The 19,131-nt window shown below is 35.0% G+C and carries 6 protein-coding genes and 2 pseudogenes; all 8 read left to right on the top strand.

The window, feature by feature from the left end; all coding sequences use genetic code 11:
- Nucleotides 1-7 precede the first annotated feature (7 nt).
- The 8 genes and pseudogenes from BMY82_RS03505 to BMY82_RS03475 all read left to right on the top strand — a co-directional run bounded on the left by BMY82_RS03505 (nt 8) and on the right by BMY82_RS03475 (nt 18,893).
- On the top strand, nt 8-3,064 hold the full coding sequence (locus tag BMY82_RS03505) for a VaFE repeat-containing surface-anchored protein (protein ID WP_091974709.1): 3,057 nt from the start codon (nt 8-10) through the stop codon (nt 3,062-3,064).
- Between the two features lie 62 nt (nt 3,065-3,126).
- Nucleotides 3,127-4,833, top strand: a complete 1,707-nt coding sequence (locus tag BMY82_RS03500) for a DNA topoisomerase 3 (RefSeq protein WP_091974707.1) — start codon at nt 3,127-3,129, stop codon at nt 4,831-4,833.
- A gap of 18 nt (nt 4,834-4,851) precedes the next feature.
- On the top strand, nt 4,852-5,034 hold the full coding sequence (locus BMY82_RS09395; protein ID WP_180366721.1) for a hypothetical protein: 183 nt from the start codon (nt 4,852-4,854) through the stop codon (nt 5,032-5,034).
- 76 nt (nt 5,035-5,110) lie between these two features.
- Nucleotides 5,111-6,538: an AlbA family DNA-binding domain-containing protein gene (locus BMY82_RS03495; protein WP_091974705.1), complete on the top strand. Its 1,428-nt coding sequence runs from the start codon at nt 5,111-5,113 to the stop codon at nt 6,536-6,538.
- 87 nt (nt 6,539-6,625) lie between these two features.
- A pseudogene (locus tag BMY82_RS03490) lies at nt 6,626-12,937 on the top strand (helicase); the annotation flags it as partial.
- Between the two features lie 750 nt (nt 12,938-13,687).
- Nucleotides 13,688-15,583 (top strand): group II intron reverse transcriptase/maturase, encoded by a 1,896-nt coding sequence (ltrA, locus tag BMY82_RS03485; protein ID WP_091974701.1) that lies wholly within the window; start codon nt 13,688-13,690, stop codon nt 15,581-15,583.
- Nucleotides 15,584-15,749: 166 nt separating this feature from the next.
- Nucleotides 15,750-18,191 (top strand): annotated as a pseudogene (locus BMY82_RS03480) (helicase-related protein); the annotation flags it as partial.
- 42 nt (nt 18,192-18,233) lie between these two features.
- Nucleotides 18,234-18,893 carry a DNA-binding protein gene (locus tag BMY82_RS03475; RefSeq protein WP_091974699.1) on the top strand — a complete coding sequence of 220 codons (660 nt, stop codon included), beginning with the start codon at nt 18,234-18,236 and terminating at the stop codon, nt 18,891-18,893.
- Nucleotides 18,894-19,131: the final 238 nt, after the last annotated feature.

Raw genomic sequence — 19,131 nt, 5'->3', positions numbered from 1 at the left:
TTAGGATATGAAAAAAATAATCCAAAAAAATATAGTAATGTTACTGACAATGCTTTTAACTATGATAAATATTGTGCCAGGTATAGCATATGCGGCGGAAAACCAGTATTGGACTGAGTCAAAGAATCGTGTGGGCATTGTTGAAAAAGTGATGAATGACGGATCTATCAGTTCAACTTTTAATGAAGGATATCTAACGGTTGAAGGAGAGGATGCCTATTGTGTAGATATTAATACAAATTTTAAAAATGGCTATAAAAAAAGATTCGACGCAAGCTCTCGCATGAGTTCTGATCAAATAAGCGATATTGCTTTATCCATTGAATTTGTAAAGCAATATACCAATACTCATAGTGGAATAAGTGAAAATCATGCTTATCTTTTAAGGCAGCTTGTTGTATGGCAGAGATTAAGTGTTCATTTAGGTTGGCAGTGTGACAATGTTAGAGCCTCATATAGTGAAATAGCAAGAGAAATACAAGATGAAGTCTTTGCAGGGGCAAAATCATTCGTAGAAGAAAATAAGAACCGATATGAATGTGGAGGATATATCTATTCAGGTGAAGGACAGGACTTAGGACAGTTTTGGGCAGTTATAAATGTCGGAAATGTGACACCTCAAAAAACTTCTGATAATAATAGTATTACAGAAGGCAATGAAATTTACTCAATATCTGGTGCTGAGTATGGTGTATTTTCTGATAAAGATTGCACACAACTTATTGAAACCCTTACTACAGATGAAAATGGTGACACGGAAACTGTAGAAGTAAAAGCCGGCACAGTATACATCAAAGAATTATACTCTCCATTAGGATATAAAGTTGATACAACGGTATACTCTCTAAAGGTTGAAGCTGGAAAGACAGCGATTTTGAAAGTATCTGATACGCCAAAAGTAACGGATACTTTGATTGAGATTTTCAAGATTGATATGGAAACACAGAAAGACAATCCGCAGGGGAACGCTTCTTTAGAAGATGCGGAATTTACATGGAAGTATTATGCAGGCTTTTATAACAAAGACACTCTTCCTGCTGAATCTACTCGTACATGGGTTACAAAGACAATCGCTGAAACAGACGGCGACGGGACAACTCATTACATCACGAAATTATCGGACGCTTACAAGTTAGCTGGCGATAACTTTTATATGCAGGACGGTAAGGTGGTTCTTCCTCTTGGAACATTGACTGTTGAGGAAACAAAAGCTCCAAACGGCTACTTGTTAGACGGTGCGTATATGCAGGCTGGCGATAAGTCTGAACAAATTAAGGGCTTATATGTAACACAGATTATAGAGGACGACGATATTGCTATATTATCTGGAAGTAACCAGTTTTCTGTATCAGACAAGGTCATTCGTGGTGGAGTAAAGATTCAGAAAAGAGATTTAGAAACTGGAGAAAACAAAGCACAGGGAGGTGCTACTTTAAAAAATGCTTCCTTTGATATTATTTCTTTAAATGAAAATAAGGTACTCGTTGAAGGGAGACTATATAAGAAAAATGATGTTGTAAAGACGATTTATACTGATGTTGAGGGAATACATTCTACATCTTCTGAACTACTTCCTTATGGACGATATAGAATTTCAGAAAAACTACCACCGGAAGGTTATTTGACTGATGGTGCAATTGAAATCGACTTTTCAATTACTGAGGAAGGGGAAATTGTTGATTTAACAGATAAAGATTACTCTATATACAATCAGATTAAGCGTGGAGATATTGAAGGAATTAAAATAGGTGATAAAACTCATAAAAGATTAGCCGATATTCCTTTTAAGATCACAAGTAAAACAACTGGAGAAAGTCATATTATCGTGACAGATTATAATGGGCAATTTTCCACTTCTGCAAAATGGGCATCACACAAACATAATACCAATGCTGGAAAAACGAGCGAGGATGGTATCTGGTTTGGAAGTTCAAAACCAGATGATAGTAAAGGAGCTCTTCTTTATGACACCTATATTATTGAGGAACTGAAAAGTAAAAATAATAAAGGGCTTAAACTAATTCCACCATTTGAAATCATTGTTGCAAAAAACAATCATTCTATTGATTTAGGGACGCTAACCGATAAATATGAGAAAGAAATATCTATTCACACAACAGCGACCAACAAAGAAGGAGAAAAAACAATACAACCCGAAAAAGAAGTTACAATTGTGGATCTTATTAAACTGGATGGTTTAGAAAAGGGGCAAAAATATAAGATTAAGGGATGGCAAATGATAAAAGAAGAAAATAAAGAGCTTGAAATTGATGGAAAGCGTATTGAAAAAGAACATACCTTTGTAGCTGATAATGAAGCAATGGAAGTAGAAGTTTTTTATACATTTGATGCATCAAATCTTAGTGGAAAAAATTTGGTAACATTTGAAGAGCTATATAAACTTGATAAGAAAAATGGAACCTTTAAAGTAGCGGAGCACAAAAATATTGACGATAAGGAACAAACTGTTTTTGTCAACAAAGTTTTAGAGAAAGAAATTATTGAAATTAGAACCTTTGCTCAAGGAGATAATAATAAAAAAGAAATTGAGGCAAGTGAAAACACAAAAATAACAGATACTGTGGAAATGAAAAACTTGAACAAAAATATAAAGTATAAATTAAAAGGATGGCAGGTTGTAAAAGAAGATAAAAAAGACCTTGTTATAAATGAAAATAAAATTGAAATTACAAAAGAATTTATCGCAAAAGAGAAAAATCAAAAAGAAGTTATGACCTTTGAATTTGATAGTAGGGAACTTTCCGGTAAAACTTTAGTTACATTTGAGGAGTTGTATGAGCAAGAAGAAAATGGCAACTGGACGAAAGTAGCGGAGCATAAAGATATTGATGATAAAGATCAGAGTATAGTAGTTAGAGAAAAAGACAGCCCTAAAAATCAACCAAAAGAACCATCTAAGGAGGATGAAAAACCGATGAAAAATTCAAGTAGAGAAATACCTAAAACAGGGGATAAAACGAATCTGTTAAAGTATATGCTGCTAATATTATTATCGTTAGTAGGGACTGTTTTTATGGCAGTAAATATTAAAAGAAATAAATGATAGAGTCCGGGTGAGAGTAAATCTTTCACCCTTTTTTATTTTTAGTCAAGGAGGTAAAATATATGAAATTGGTAATCGCAGAAAAGCCGAGTGTTGCAATAACAATTAGTAAGGTTATTGGAGCAAAGGAAAAGAAAAATGGCTATTATGAAGGAAATGGATATAAAGTTAGTTGGTGCGTGGGTCATCTTATTAAAATGGCGAATCCTGAGAGTTATGATAAAAAATATGGAAAGTGGAAAATAGAAGATCTTCCTATTATTCCTAAGAAGTATAAATATGAACTAATAAAAGAAACCAAAAAACAATTTGGTATACTAAAAACTTTGATGAATGATAATAGTGTTGATGTAGTCGTAAATGCGTGCGATGCAGGACGAGAAGGAGAAGCTATATTCAGACTTGTGTATAACCAAGCAAATTGCAAAAAGAAAATGAAAAGACTTTGGGTTTCTTCAATGGAAGATAATGCCATTAGAGAGGGGTTTGAAAATCTAAAAGATGGGGAAAAATATGATAATCTTTTTGAATCGGCACAGGCAAGGGCGATTGCAGATTGGCTTGTCGGAATGAATATAAGTAGGCTTTATTCTTGCCTTTATAGACAAAATTACAGTGTCGGGAGAGTTCAGACACCGACCCTTGCTATGATTACTGGTAGAGATGAGGAGATAGCTAATTTCAAGAAAGAAAAATACTATACAGTAGAGCTTGATTTAGACGGATTTACTCTTTCTACTGATAGAATTGATGATAAGACGGTTGCAGACCAATTATTTAATTTGGTAGGAAACACCATTGAAATTACTGATGTCGTTCAAAAAGAAAAAGTAACAAAACCTGAGTTGCCATTTGATTTAACTACCCTTCAAAGAGAGTGTAATAAGTATTTTGGGTTTAGTGCTAAACAGACACTTGATTATGCTCAAAGCCTGTATGAGAAAAAACTTATTACTTATCCAAGAACAGACAGTAGATATTTAACCGAAGACATGATTATAAGTATAGTAAATAATATCTTGGGCAAAAATGATTTTGATACACAGCGTATAAAGGTAGTATTTAACTCTAAAAAGGTTACAGATCATCATGCTATTATTCCAACTGTAAGCTCTTTAAAAGAAGATATGTCCAAACTTCCTGTAAGTGAAGCAAAGGTGTATGGGCTTATTTCTAATAAGCTTCACTCAAGCGTAGGTTATCCATTAGTAGAAAATACAACTAAGATTGTGGCTTTATTTGACGGCTTTAAATTTACAAATAGTGGAAAAGTTATTGTAACAGAGGGTTTTACTAAATTTTTAAAAGAATATAAAACTAAGAGTGGACATGAAGCTGTGCTTCCAGCAATAAAGATTAAAGATGTGTTGAAGATTAAAAATAAAGAGATAAAAGAAAAATATACGACACCTCCTAAAGCTTTTACAGAAGAAAGTCTTTTAAAAGCTATGGAAATTGCAGGAAATAATGTATTAGATAAAGATGCTTTTGTAGAAAGAAAAGGTCTTGGAACACCTGCGACAAGAGCGGGGATTATAGAAAATTTGATTTATAAAGGTTTTATAAAAAGAGACAAGAGAAACCTAATATCCACGCATAAAGGAATCAGTCTTGTAACGATAGTATCTGATACTTTTAAATCAGCAGAAACAACCGCAAAGTGGGAAATGAAGTTATCGGATATTGCACAAGGGAAATCTTCAAAGGAAAAATTTTTAGAGTTAATAGAAAAAGAGATAAAAAAAGAGATTTTGACATATAATATGTAAGAGGAAACTAATTTTAGCGTGGAAAAAATGTTTAAAAAATGCTATAATTTCTGGAAGAAAAGTAGGGAAAAGAAAAGCAAGTATGATAGATATGTTTACGGATACTGCAAAGGTTATATTAAAATGAATGACGACTATTCCGAAAATGATAAAATATCTTTTGAATTTGCAAAATGGAAATCATATTACTTTTGTGGTTAATAGAGATAAAGAATAAATCTAAAATTCCAAGGTTTTATTGGAAAAATACAGAAAATAAAGGTGGTGAAATAATCAGATGACAATAGATGAAATAAAAAAGTTGATTAAAAATGGAGAAAAAATAGATGTTGAGTTCAAAGAATCAAGGAATGCTTTGACAAAAGATGTTTTTGATACAGTATGCTCTTTCAATAACAGGAATGGAGGACATATTTTACTTGGTGTAAATGATAAAAGAGAGATTGTTGGTGTTAGTAAAGATAAGGTAGATAAAGTGATTAAGGAATTTACTACGGCAATCAATAATCCGCAAAAGATGTATCCTCCACTTTATTTACTTCCGGAAGTCTTTGATGTTGATAAGAAAAAAGTAATCTATATCAGAGTGCCGGAGGGTTATCAGGTATGCAGACACAATGGGAGAATTTGGGATAGATCTTATGAAGGGGACATCAATATCACAGATCATTCAGAACTTGTATATAAGCTATACGCAAGAAAACAGGGTAGCTATTTTGTGAATAAGGTGTATCCAAATTTCGATATTGAATTTCTTGATACTGATGTTATTGATAAAGCTAAGAAAATGGCTGTCTCCCGAAATAAAAATCATGTTTGGGAGAATATGAGTAATGAGGAGCTTCTTAGAAGTGCTAATTTGATTTTGACAGATCCTGAGACAAAGCAGGAAGGAATTACATTAGCTGCTATTTTATTATTTGGAAAAGATAATTCTATTATGTCAGTCCTTCCACAGCATAAAACCGATGCAATATTTAGAGTCGAAAACAAGGATAGATATGACGATAGAGATGTTGTCATAACAAATCTGATTGATAGCTACGATAGGCTTATAGCATTTGGACAAAAGCATTTAAATGACTTATTTGTCTTAGACGGAATCGTTAATGTCAATGCAAGGGATAGGATACTTAGAGAAATTGTTTCTAATACATTGGCTCACAGAGACTATTCAAGTGGACTCCCAGCAAAAATGATTATTGACGATGAGAAGATTACGATAGAAAACAGTAATTTAGCTCATGGCATGGGAGCATTGGATTTACAAAAGTTTGAGCCTTTTCCTAAAAATCCTGCTATCTCAAAAGTATTTAGAGAGATAGGACTTGCTGATGAGCTTGGTTCGGGGATGAGAAACACCTATAAATATACAAGGCTATATTCAGGTGATGATCCTCTGTTTGAGGAGGGAGATATATTTAGAACGATTATTCCTTTGAAGAAAATAGCGACTCAAAAAGTTGGAGGAAGCGGTGTCGTTCAGGGTGTCGCTCAGGGTGTCGCTCAGGGTGTCGCTCACGATAAGATAGCTCTTGTAGAGTTTATAAAAGAAAAAATAAGAAAAAATGATAAGATTACAAGAAAAGCAATTGCAGATGAAGCTGGAGTTAGTGTAAAGACTATAGAAAGAGCCATTAAAGAGATAGATAATCTAAAATATGTAGGTAGAGGAAGTAATGGTCATTGGGAACTGAGTGAATAGCATTAAGTTGCACCATACAGAATTTAAAGGTGATTAGAGTAAAATCTAACCGCCTTTTTTATTTATGAAAAAAAGAAGGAGGTAAACATGCGAATAAATGATTTTCATAACATTTTGGAGCTAATAAAACAAGATGTTCTGCATACTGAAGCAGAATATCTGAAGCTTTTAAAAGTTGTAGGAAATAATCAAAGATATGATTTTAGAAGTCAGTTAAGTATTTATGATAAAAATCCTGAAGCGACAGCTTGTGCCAAGTTTGATTACTGGAGAGAACATTTTAATCGTACAGTCATGCGAGGGCAAAAAGGAATACCAATCTTAGAGGACTATGACACATACAAAAAGGTGGACTATATCTTTGATATAAGTCAGACCGTTTCAAAAAATAGAGATGTTAATGAGGTAAATCTTTGGAGATTTGATAAAGAAGCTCATAGAGATGTATTAAAAGAAATGATAAAAGCTGAAAGCTATGAAGAAAGCGAAAGCACCTTAGAAAACATCTTTTCTGTAAGCAGGCTTTACGGAGATGAAAAAATAGATAGTCTGATGAATGAGCTTAGAATATTCGATGAAGATAGAATTTCCTTTACTAAATTTGTTAGGGATTCGATAAGTTATGCAGTGGCTTCAAGATTTAAGTTAGACTATCCTGTGGATAAGGAAGTGTTAAAGGAAAACTTTGCAATGCTTGACAGCATTTCTCTTATGAGCCTTGGAGAAACGGTGTCGGATATTAGTGGAACAGTCATTGATGCAACCATTCAAAAAAGTAAAGAGTTAGAGCTTCAAAAAGAAGTTTTAAGAGGTAAAGAAGTAGAATATAATAAAATAAAAGAAGAATTAGAGGAGGTAGAAGAAAATGTACTTCGACGAGATGATCAGGAGAGAATTATTGAAAACGAGCGAATTTTCCGAAATGGAGAGTACGGACGAGATAATAGAGAAAATCAAAGAGAATACGATGAATCAGTTAGAGGAAGAGATGGACTTTATGAGGGAATATCCGAATCCGATATACGCAGTGATGAGGCTGGATTATCTTTCAAGCAGCGAGGAACAGAGCCACTTCGAGATGTTAGTGGATCTATACAAGGAGAAGAAGCTGATGGGACACCTGATGGATATTCAGAAACAGGCGATAGAGTTTATGAGAGCAGAGAAGCCGAAACTGATGATGGCTTGGCAGATAGAGGACGAGAGCCATCCGCAGTACAAAGCGATGATTTCAGCACTCAAAGAGATGACAATCAAGGAAGTAGTGGAAATCTAAAAGAAAATACGGATAAAGAGATAAGAGAAGCTGACAAGGCTTCTTTTTCTTTGCCTGAAAACAGCTTAGGACAGATTAAACTTACGATACCTCTTGCCCAAAATGATATTGACAGTATTCTTGTAAACGGTGGAAACCATGAAGGTGAAAGACTTCCTATCATTGTTGAATTTTCCAAAGGAAAAACAGTAGAAGAATTAGGAGAATACCTTAAAGATACCTTTAGAGGCGGAAATGGCTTATTTCTTAATGGAGCAGAAGTATCTTCCTGGTATTCGGACAAAGGCATTCATTTAGCTTATGGAACTTCAGCAAGAGATGATATGACGCAAATTTTAAGCTGGAGTGATGTTGCAAGAAGAATAAATGAGCTTTTGGAAAATGGAGAGTTTGCCACAAATGTAGAGCTTTTAGAAGCACAGGACTATGAAAGAGATAGAGTTTCAGAATCGCTATGGTATCTATATCATGATTTAAGCGAAGAAGGGAAAGCACAGGGATATTTTGGCTTTATAGAAAGAGGTGGTGGCTTTCCGGAAGAAACGAAAAGATTATCTGAGGCATTAAAAAATCCCCAATATCTAAAAGACATAATTAGGGAATACAGCCGTTTTTTAGCAGGATACAAAGAAAACAAAGATGTACTAAGATTTCATTATCACAAGGTAGACAGCCTTTATCAGAAATTACAGGAGCTTGCACTCCCAAGAAAGGAATATACCTCTAACCTTACCGAATTTCCAAAGGCACATGGCTTTATTACAGAAGATGAAGTCCTTGCTACGATTTCAAGAGGAAGTGGAGTTGATAAAGGGAAAGAGCGAATTACTAAGTTTTTCAAAGAAAATCATACCTTGCAGGAAAAAGCGAATTTCCTAAAAGATGAATACGGAATCGGAGGTCATTCTCATGCAGTTTCAGGAGCAAATGGAAGTGATGAATGGCACGATGCAAAGGGGCTTAAATTACAGAAGAATCATTGCAACGATGTTTTTCTTACATGGTCAAATGTAGCAAAGCATATAGATGAGCTGCTCTCTAAAGATCTTTATCTTGAAGAAAATAAAATTGAAAGTAAGGCAGAGATAGAAGAACAAAAAGAACCAAGCTATTACTCTAAAGACGATCCATATAATCTAATGACTGATGAAATGCTTGAGAAAGTGCCTGAGCTTTATGCACAAGAGGATGTAGCTTTAGCGGATAAACAGGTTCATGCAGCATACATCATTCCATTTAGAAGTAACTGGACTTGGTATATGACGGAATATGATAGGGAAAGTAAAGATGCTTTTGGTCTTGTGCTTGGAATAGAATCGGAATGGGGATATTTTAATCTTGATGAGCTAAAGGAACTAAATGCCCAAAGGCTTGTTTTAGAAGATTTTCCAAAGACATTTAGAGAACTTAAAGACAGTGAACTTAAAATGCAGATGGATGAGCAGGAGCTTCATCATGTCTTTAACGGAGAGCTAAGTTTTGAGGAGAATAATACACAGCTTGAAGCACCTGAAGAAGTAGAAGAAAGCATACAAGCAGAACTTTTTCAGGCTACCTTATTTGATTATCTAAAGGAAAAAGAAGAAGTAGAGCTCAACGAAAAAGAGGACAGCCTTTTAGATGAGTTTGCAGTTAAAGAAGGCGATACCGTCTATTTTAATCATGAGGAGTACAAAGTAAGAGAGATTTCCAAAAATCACATCACAGGAAGAAATGATTTGTGGCTTGATCCTGTAAGGCAAGGTAATCATCAAATTCCGATTGTAGCCTTTACAGATAATGAGGATTTATTAAGCCAAATAAGTCTTGAAAGACCTGACTTTATCATCGGTGATGAAGTGAGATATAAGGGGAAAGATTATACCATCACAAGATTTGATGATATGGGAAATAACCTAAAGACGGTAACGGTTAAGGATAATACCGAATATCTTGGAGGTATGATTACAGGCTCCGATGTAATTCCTTATCGTAAGGAAAGTGAGCTTGATAGAATCTTTGAAAATCTGACCAATGAGAAGCCCGAAAAGACTTTTGAGGAAATAGGAATAAAGAAAAATGAAGTTCATAATTTCAAGATTACAGAAGAAACGCTCCCTGCAAAGTTATCTCCAAGTGAGAGGCTAAACAATAACCTTGAAGCAATCTCTATGCTTAACAGAGTGGAAAGCGGAGAGCGAGAGCTTGATATTACAGCTCAGGAAATTTTAGCAAAATATGTAGGCTGGGGAGGACTTTCAGATGTCTTTGATGAAAGTAAGGATGGACAGTGGAAAGAGGCAAGAGCCTTCTTAAAAGATAACCTATCACAAGCAGAATACGAAGCTGCAAGAGAATCTACATTGACGAGTTTTTACACACCGAAAGCAGTCATTGACGGAATATATAAGACGCTTTCAGGTATGGGATTTAAACAGGGAAATATCCTTGAACCATCAATGGGCATTGGGAACTTTATCGGTAATCTACCTGATGAAATGAGTAAGTCAAAGTTTTATGGAGTAGAGCTTGATTCGGTAAGCGGTCGCATTGGAAAGTTCTTATATCCGGAAAGTGAAGTACAGGTAAAGGGACTGGAAGAAACGGGATTTTCCAACAACTTCTTTGATGTAGCAATCGGAAATGTTCCCTTTGGGGAGTACAAGGTAAATGACAGAGAATATAATCGTAATAACTTCCTTATTCACGATTATTTCTTTGCCAAGTCCATTGATAAAGTAAGAAACGGTGGTGTTATCGCCTTTATTACATCTTTAGGCACAATGGATAAAAAGGACGAAAGTGTAAGACGCTATCTTGCAGCAAGAGCCGAATTTTTGGGTGCAATCAGACTTCCAAACGATACCTTTAAGGGTGTAGCCGGCACAGAAGTAACTTCAGATATTATCTTCCTCAAAAAAAGAGATAGCGTATTAGAGCGAGAAGAAGATTGGATACACCTTGCGGAAGATGAAAAGGGGCTTGTATATAACAAATACTTTGTCGATCATCCTGAGCAGGTGCTTGGTTCTATGCGTGAAGTAAACGGAAGGTTTGGAAAAACTCTAACTTGTGAACCGATAGCTTTTTTAGGGCAAGAGATAAATATGGCTTCATTAAAGGAGCATATCGAGATTGCAGGAGAAAGAATTTCAAAAGATACCAAGTATGAAGAAATAGAGTTATTAGATGATGAAGTAACATCCATTCCTGCGACCGATGATGTAAAAAACTTCTCATATACCTTAATTGATGATGAAGTCTATTACAGAGAAAACTCACTCTTTATTAAAAAGGAAGTATCAGACAAGAATAAAGAAAAAATCAAGGATTACCTTGAGCTGAATGCTGCCTTAAAAGATGTGATTTACAAGCAGAAAGAAGATTTTAGCGAAGAAGAAATCAAGGCTTCACAGGAAAAATTAAATGAAGTCTATGATAACTTTTCAAAGAAGCATGGCTTTGTAAATAACCTAAGCAATACCAGAGCCTTGAAAGAGGATAGCAACTTCCCTTTGGTATCGTCCATTGAAATCCTTGATGAAGAAGAAAACTTCAAGGCGAAGGGAGATATTTTCTCCAAAAGAACCATTACAAAAGCCAAAGTCATAGACCATGTTGATACTTCTTTGGAAGCCCTTGTTTTATCGGTATCTGAAAAAGGATATGTGGACTTTGACTATATTGGAAGTCTTACCGGAAAAGACAGACCGACTTTAATTGAAGAGCTTCGAGGGGAAATCTACCTGAATATCAGAGAAGAACAAAACTTTTACAGACCACTTTCATTTAACTTGGAGGATGGTGATCTGCCTTTTGCCTGTGCAAATGACAGCAATTCCTATAAATATGGCTATGTAACAAAAGATGAATACCTAAGTGGGAATATCAGGGATAAGATTGCCATTGTAGACAGTTATCTATCAAAACTAAGACAAACGGAAAGAGAACTTCCTCATCTTGGCTTTGCCGAGAATGGAAAAGAAAAAGAGCTGATAAGCTATGAAATGAACCGTTTGGAATACCAAAAAGCGGAGCTTACAAAAGTACTTCCAAAGGAATTGGAAGCAAGTGAAATCAATGTTCGTCTTGGTGCAACATGGATACCGATTAAAGACATTGAAAAATTCATCTTTGAAATGCTTAAAACTCCGGGATATGCAAGATGGGATATTAAGGTTAAATTTTCAAATCTAACGAGTGAATGGAATGTAGAAGGAAAAAGCAGAGACAAAGGAAATGACCTTGCTGAAATGACTTACGGTACATCAAGGGTAAATGCCTATAAGCTGATTGAAGATGCCTTAAACCTTAAAGAAACAAAGGTGTTTGACCAGATTTTAAATCAGGATGGCTCTAAAACTTCTGTCTTAAATAAAAAAGAAACCATGCTTGCAGGACAAAAGCAGGAACTTTTAAAAGAAGAATTTAAGAACTGGATATTTAACGATCAGGAACGAAGAAATCGCCTTGTAAAACTGTATAACGAGCGTTTTAACTCAATTCGTAACAGAGAATATGATGGAAGCAATCTCTCTTTTGAGGGAATGAATACGGAGATTGATTTAAGATCTCATCAAAGAAATGCCATTGCAAGAAGTCTTTATGGAGGAAATACATTGCTTGCTCATGTAGTAGGAAGTGGAAAAACCTTTGAAATGGTTGCTTCCGCAATGGAAAGTAAAAGGCTTGGAATGTGTAGTAAGTCATTGTTTGTTGTACCGAATCATTTAACAGGACAAATCGGTCGTGAGTTTATGCAGCTATATCCATCGGCTAATATTATGGTGGCTGATAAAAAGGACTTTGAACCGAAAAATAGAAAGAGATTTATCGGAAAGATTGCTACAGGAGAATACGATGCGGTTGTTATCGGGCATACACAGTTTGAAAAAATCCCAATGTCAAAGGAATATCAAGAGAAGCATATTCAAGATCAGATTGATGAAATCGTAAACTATGTAGAAGAATATAAGCATGACAGAAATCAGAACTTTACGGTAAAACAGCTTGAAAAGACGAAGAAAAAACTGGAGGCAAGACTTGAGAAATTAAACGATGATTTTAAGAAAGATGATGTTATTACCTTCGAGGAATTAGGGGTTGATAAGCTCTTTGTTGATGAGGCACATGGATTTAAGAACCGTGCGAAACGTTGTTGAATAAGGAAGGAGTGATTAAACTACCGAAATCAACCGACAGAAATCACTTAGAAATAAGAATGAGCTGTCAGAACTTAAATCTCAAAATCAAGGGAGAATTGCCCTTGCCACACTGAATTAACATTGATGATGGCATATCAAAGCCGGAAATGGTGTGCGAGATGATACTTCACTATGCAGAAATGTCTGTACAATATTTCATGTATAAAGCGTGATAAAGTCGTAACTTGAATACCTAAGTTCATGAAAATGAATATGGGATAAATAGTGCGGTCTTCCGAAAACTATGGTTACGTTAAAGAAATCCATGCAGTATCGTAAGAGCAGCGGCACCCGAAAGGGTGAAAGATTAGGGAAGAGTGTATTGCTGGTTTTTCAATACATTCCTGTATGAATGAAATATCATACAGAGCATATTTAACTGTAATTCAAGATATGCTTATCCCTACGGTGTAAGGTGGAAACCTAAGGTTTTCAAGTAGTTAAATCTACACAAGGATAGAGATTTAGGAACGTTTGAGAGCCTGTATTTAGAGCTGTACAGAGTGATGAAGAATACAGGAAGTCAGCAGTCCCATAGTAGTCTGAGGTTGGGAAAGCCAACTACATGAGTTGAAATACTCAAGGCAAAGGGGACTAGTCAGAATAATTTACAGATTTCACGAAAAGAAAATAACTAAAATTAGTAAAACTCCCTGAAATAATGGGTGACGAACTGCGAGGTGATAGCCTGTGCATATAAACGTCAAATTTTCAAATAAAACAGATTTAAAGAAATTATTGGATTTACTTTACGAAAAATCAAAAACAGGAAATGTATTTACAGGACTTTTAGAAGCAATAACAGATGAAGTTGTCATTGTAACGGCAATCCATAATATAAAATCCAACAAAGGTAGTAAAACTACCGGAGTAGACAAAATTAAAATGGATAAGTACCTGCAAATGCCAAAGGACGAAGTAATATATTTGGTCAAGAAATCAATATGCGATTACAAACCAAAACCTGCTAAACGAGTATATATAGACAAAGGGAATGGTAAAAAGCGACCTCTTGGTATACCGACAATCTTAGACAGGATTATACAGGAGTGTATAAGGATAATTATTGAACCAATATGCGAAGCAAGATTTTATCCGCATAGTTATGGGTTCAGACCATATCGCTCACAAAAACACGCAATTAGGGGTATTGTCAATGTAATCAATGCAAACTATAAATCTAAAGACCAACCAGTCTGGGCATTAGAGGGCGATATAAAAGGCTGTTTTGACAACATCAATCATAGAATATTGTTAAAGAAGTTATGGGATATAGGGGTTCATGACAAACGTGTAATTCAAATCATCAAGGCTATGCTATCGGTCGGATACGTTGAGTATGATATGTTAAAGAACGATGATAAAGGAACACCGCAAGGTGGAATATTATCACCGTTACTGGCAAATGTATATCTTAATGATTTTGACTGGTATGTAGGAAGAAAATACTATGAACCACATAGAAAGTGTAAATACAAATGCAACGACTCAAGAAGATTAAAATGGTCAGGAATAACTCCAAAGTACAATTTCAGATATGCCGATGATTGGGTCATTTTAACATCATCTAAGAAAGAAGCGGAAAGACTGAAACGAGAATTAAGCAAGTATTTTAAGTACAAGCTGAAACTCGAGTTGTCAGAGGAGAAAACCAAAATAACCGACATGAGAACAGACGGAATACATTTCTTAGGATTTGTAATAAAAGCTGAAAAGCCAAGAAGAACACCTGCTGATAAAGAAATAAAAGAACATTTTGTTGGTAAGCCTTATCCTGATATGAAAAGGTTAAGTAAGAAAATACAAAACCTTTGTAAAGAAATTAGAGATATAAGGAATTATTCGGCAGTAAACAGCAGAATTGCACAGATACAATATATAAATTCAGTTATTATGGGAATTGCTGAATATATAAAAATTGGGATAAGTTCCCATGCGTTCCATGTGATAGACCGAAGAGTAAATAACAGTGCATTATCAACTTGGAAAAGAATGTATTCCGACAAATATAATGAATGGCAAATTCCCTTAAAGGATTTATCTAATCTACCACATAGGCACGAGGGCTATATCAGCAAGACTTTTGCCATACCTTACGAGGATATGTGGATAGGAATTACAATGGCATTCATTACTCATGTTCGATATGAAGCTAAACCATTTAATCAGAAGATGACACCTTACACTCCGGAGGGCAGAAAAATTTATGTAAATTACCGAAATAAAAATAAACCGCTTCCCAAAGATAGACCATCTATCAATACGAGTGATGATTTGCGTATGGCAGTCTATGCGGAAAATAAAATGAACTTTGAGTACTTCATGAATCGTGAGTACGCCTTTAATAGAGATAAAGGAAAATGCAGATGTTGCAAAACACCACTTTATGAGAATCCTACAGCGAATTGCCACCATGTAGATAATAAGTTGCCGATTGATAAGATAAACAAGGTAAATAACTTAGCATGGGTGTGCAGAAGTTGTCATTTGATGATACACGGAAGTGAAATTCCTGAAAGTTTAGATACGAAAGTAGTAAAGAAAATTGAAAAATTTAGAGAAAAATTGAAGCAAGCACAAAAATAAGTGAAATTTGTAAGCAGTATATACTTGTGAGAGTATATGCCTGTTGAAATCCGATGGAGGAAAGTAAGTTATTTTGATGGAACGCCGTATGCGAGGAAACTTGCACGTACGGTGTGGAGCGGGGGAAAAGGTAGAGATAACATCAAAACCTTACCTATCGCTATTTTATCTTTATACAAAGATGCGTAATGTTGCAGGTATCGGTCAAAGTGAAGCCTTTAAGTCATCCGATATGTTTATGAAATGTAGATACATGGATGAAATGACAGGTGGAAAGGGAGTGGTTTTTGCCACAGGAACACCTGTAAGTAACTCTATGACAGAGCTATATACGATGCAGCGTTATCTTCAGTATGATAGCCTAAAAAAGAATGGACTGGAGCATTTTGACTCTTGGGCTTCTACTTTTGGAGAAACGCAAAGTTCTTTTGAATTATCTCCTGAAGGAACAGGGTATAGGATAAAAACGAGATTTTCAAAGTTCTATAACTTACCTGAACTTATGAGTATGTTTAAGGAAGTTGCAGATATTCAGACTGCGGATATGCTTAATCTTCCTACACCAGAAGCTAACTATGAAGTTATTAAAACAGAGCCATCTAAAGAACAAAAGGAAATCTTAAAGAGCCTGTCTGAAAGGGCAGATGATGTAAGAAATAGAGTTGTTGAACCTGATGAAGATAATATGCTTAAAATCACCAATGACGGTAAGAAACTTGCCTTAGATCAGCGTTTGATAAATCCACTTCTTCCTGATAATCCCGATAGTAAGGTCAATGTTTGCGTTAAAAATGTTTTTGCAATTTGGGATAAGACAAAAGAAAATAAGTCAACGCAGTTACTTTTCTCCGATATATCAACTCCAAAAGGAGATGGTGAATTTAACATTTATGATGATATTAGAGAAAAACTTGTAGCAATGGGAATACCAAAAGAAGAAATCGCTTTTATCCATGAAGCCAATTCTGATAAGCAAAAAGATGAACTCTTTGCAAAGGTAAGAAAAGGCGAAGTTCGTATCCTTATGGGTTCAACGCAGAAAATGGGAGCCGGAACGAATGTACAAAATAAGCTGATTGCACTTCATGATTTGGATGTACCTTGGCGTCCTGCCGATTTAGAGCAAAGAGCAGGTAGAATTGTAAGACAAGGTAATGAAAATGAGAAAGTAAATATCTATCGTTATGTTACAGAGAATACTTTTGATGCATACTTATGGCAAACTATAGAGAATAAACAAAAGTTCATTTCTCAAATTATGACTTCAAAGACTCCTGTTCGTGTGGCAGAAGATGTGGACGAAAGCAGCTTAAACTATGCAGAGATTAAGGCACTTGCCACAGGAGATCCAAAAATCAAGGAAAAGATGGATTTGGACAATGAAGTTACAAAACTTAAAATGCTTGAAGTAAACTATAAGTCTAATCGTTACAGATTAGAGGATAAGGTGGCGAAAAACTATCCTGAAGAAATCGCAAGAACGGAAAAGCTCATAGAAGCTGTTACGAAAGATATAGCAAGTGTAGAGCCTAAAGCGGAAGGTGAGGAAAAATTTACTTCCATTACCATTGCAGGAGAAAAGATTACCGATAAGAAATTAGCTGGAGAAAGACTGCTTGAAGCTATTTCAAAGGTTAAAATCAATGAAAGCAAGGTGATAGGCAAGTATAGAAATATGGATTTAGAGGTAAGCTATAACTTCTTTACCAACGAACATAACTTTAGCCTAAACGGTGCTGCAAAGCATTCAGGAGAGCTTGGAACAAGTGCGGACGGTAACATTACAAGACTGGATAACGCTCTTGAGAAAATGCCTGAGAAATTAAACAGGCTTGAAGAAAAACTTATCAGTACAAAGGAACAACTGGAAAATGCCAAAGAAGAATTAAAGAAACCTTTTGAAAAGGCAGATGAACTTAAAACTAAGGTATTAAGACTTGCAGAACTGAATAAGCTCCTTGATATGGGGGAAGTGGAAGAAAAGAGAAATGATAATCCACTTGTAGAAGATGTAAAAAGAGCAATCATTGACTTCTGTAACAGAGAGTACGAAGAAAATCATAGCTATGAGGAATTTAATACCTTATATCCTGATTTGAAGAATATCGGTATCGCCTATACCAATACACCGGATGAAAGGCATGGTATTCAATATGAACTTGATTTAGAGGAGAAAACTTGGACACAGTACATTGATGATACTCCTATCAAAACAGAGAGCTTTGATTACGAGAATAAAGGAGAAAATGAAGCTCTAAGGAATATGAAAAATGAAATAGAAATGTCCTCTTTTAGCGATTTGGTTTATGTTGATTCCGAAGATTTAAGAGCAGCAACGGGTCTTGATATTGATGATGAAGGAAACTTCTATGATCCACTTTCTAAAGACCTTGATAATGACGGTATTCCTGATAGATATGACAATGACTTTAAGGATAGCGACTATTTTGAGTCAACTTATGATGTGGAGGACAATTTTCATAACAAAGAAGAAACCGCACAAAAATCAGAGAATAAGCCATCTATTTTAGGTCAGATAAGAGCCTATCAAAATGAAAGTAAAACTGAAGAAAAGCAAAAAACAAAAGAACAGGAAATTTTAAGATAAGGGGAGGGCAACCTCCCTTTTGCCATGAAAGGAGATAAAAACATGGATTACAAAACAATGAGAAATCAAATAGAAGATATGGTAAGTAATAACCATAAGGACTTTGTAAAGGCGATTATAAGCATGGAGAAAGGTATCAACGATGAAAGTGCTTTAGATAAGCTCTATGACGCTTATATGGACAATGACAGCCTTAATTTGTTACATGAGGAATTTGACTATATGATTGAGGATTTAAGGGAACAGGGGCAGATAAAAGACTTACCTTATGTTCAGGAAGAAAAGGATAATCTTATCAATATTGTAGGAAATATCGTTGGAGAGGTCGATGTAGTTGAAAGGGAAAATAAGAATGGAGAAGCCTTTAAGGTAGCGAACTTCTCTGTAGTATCCAAAGATGATGAGGGGAATAAGGTATATCGTAATTGCTCAGCTTACGGAGAAAAAAGTGATATTCCAAAGGACTTTAAGCAGGGAGATTTTGTTAAGCTCTTTGGACAAATCAGAACTTCTATTGATGATAACGGCAAGGAGCATAGCAATATCAGAATACTTTCTTCAAAACTGTTAAAGGCAAAGGAACAGATGAAAGGACAGGAAGAAAAGAAAGAATCTGTACTTGGAGCTATCAAAAAATATCAGGCGGAAGATAAAGGAAAACCAAAAGAAAGAAAAGAAGTTCTAAAAGAAACTGAAAGATAATAAAGTAGTTGAAGCAATATTATGACTGTAATTTTTAAATATATATAACTTAAAAAAATGGTGTAGCCATATGGCTACACCATTTTTTTTGTGAGTTTTAAGAAATAAATAACAATGATATTATCAATAAATAACAAGCTACTATTTACAAAAGGGGAAAAATGCGGTAATATATATCTAAATAGATAATATCTATTTAGATATATATTACATGAGGAGGTGAATAATTTTTGGGGAG

The sequence above is a fragment of the Peptostreptococcus russellii genome (genome assembly GCF_900110295.1).
GTDB classification, from domain to species: Bacteria; Bacillota; Clostridia; order Peptostreptococcales; family Peptostreptococcaceae; genus Peptostreptococcus; species Peptostreptococcus russellii_A.
The sequence above is the reverse complement of the archived record's forward strand: the minus strand, read 5'-3'. Positions and strand labels throughout refer to the sequence as shown.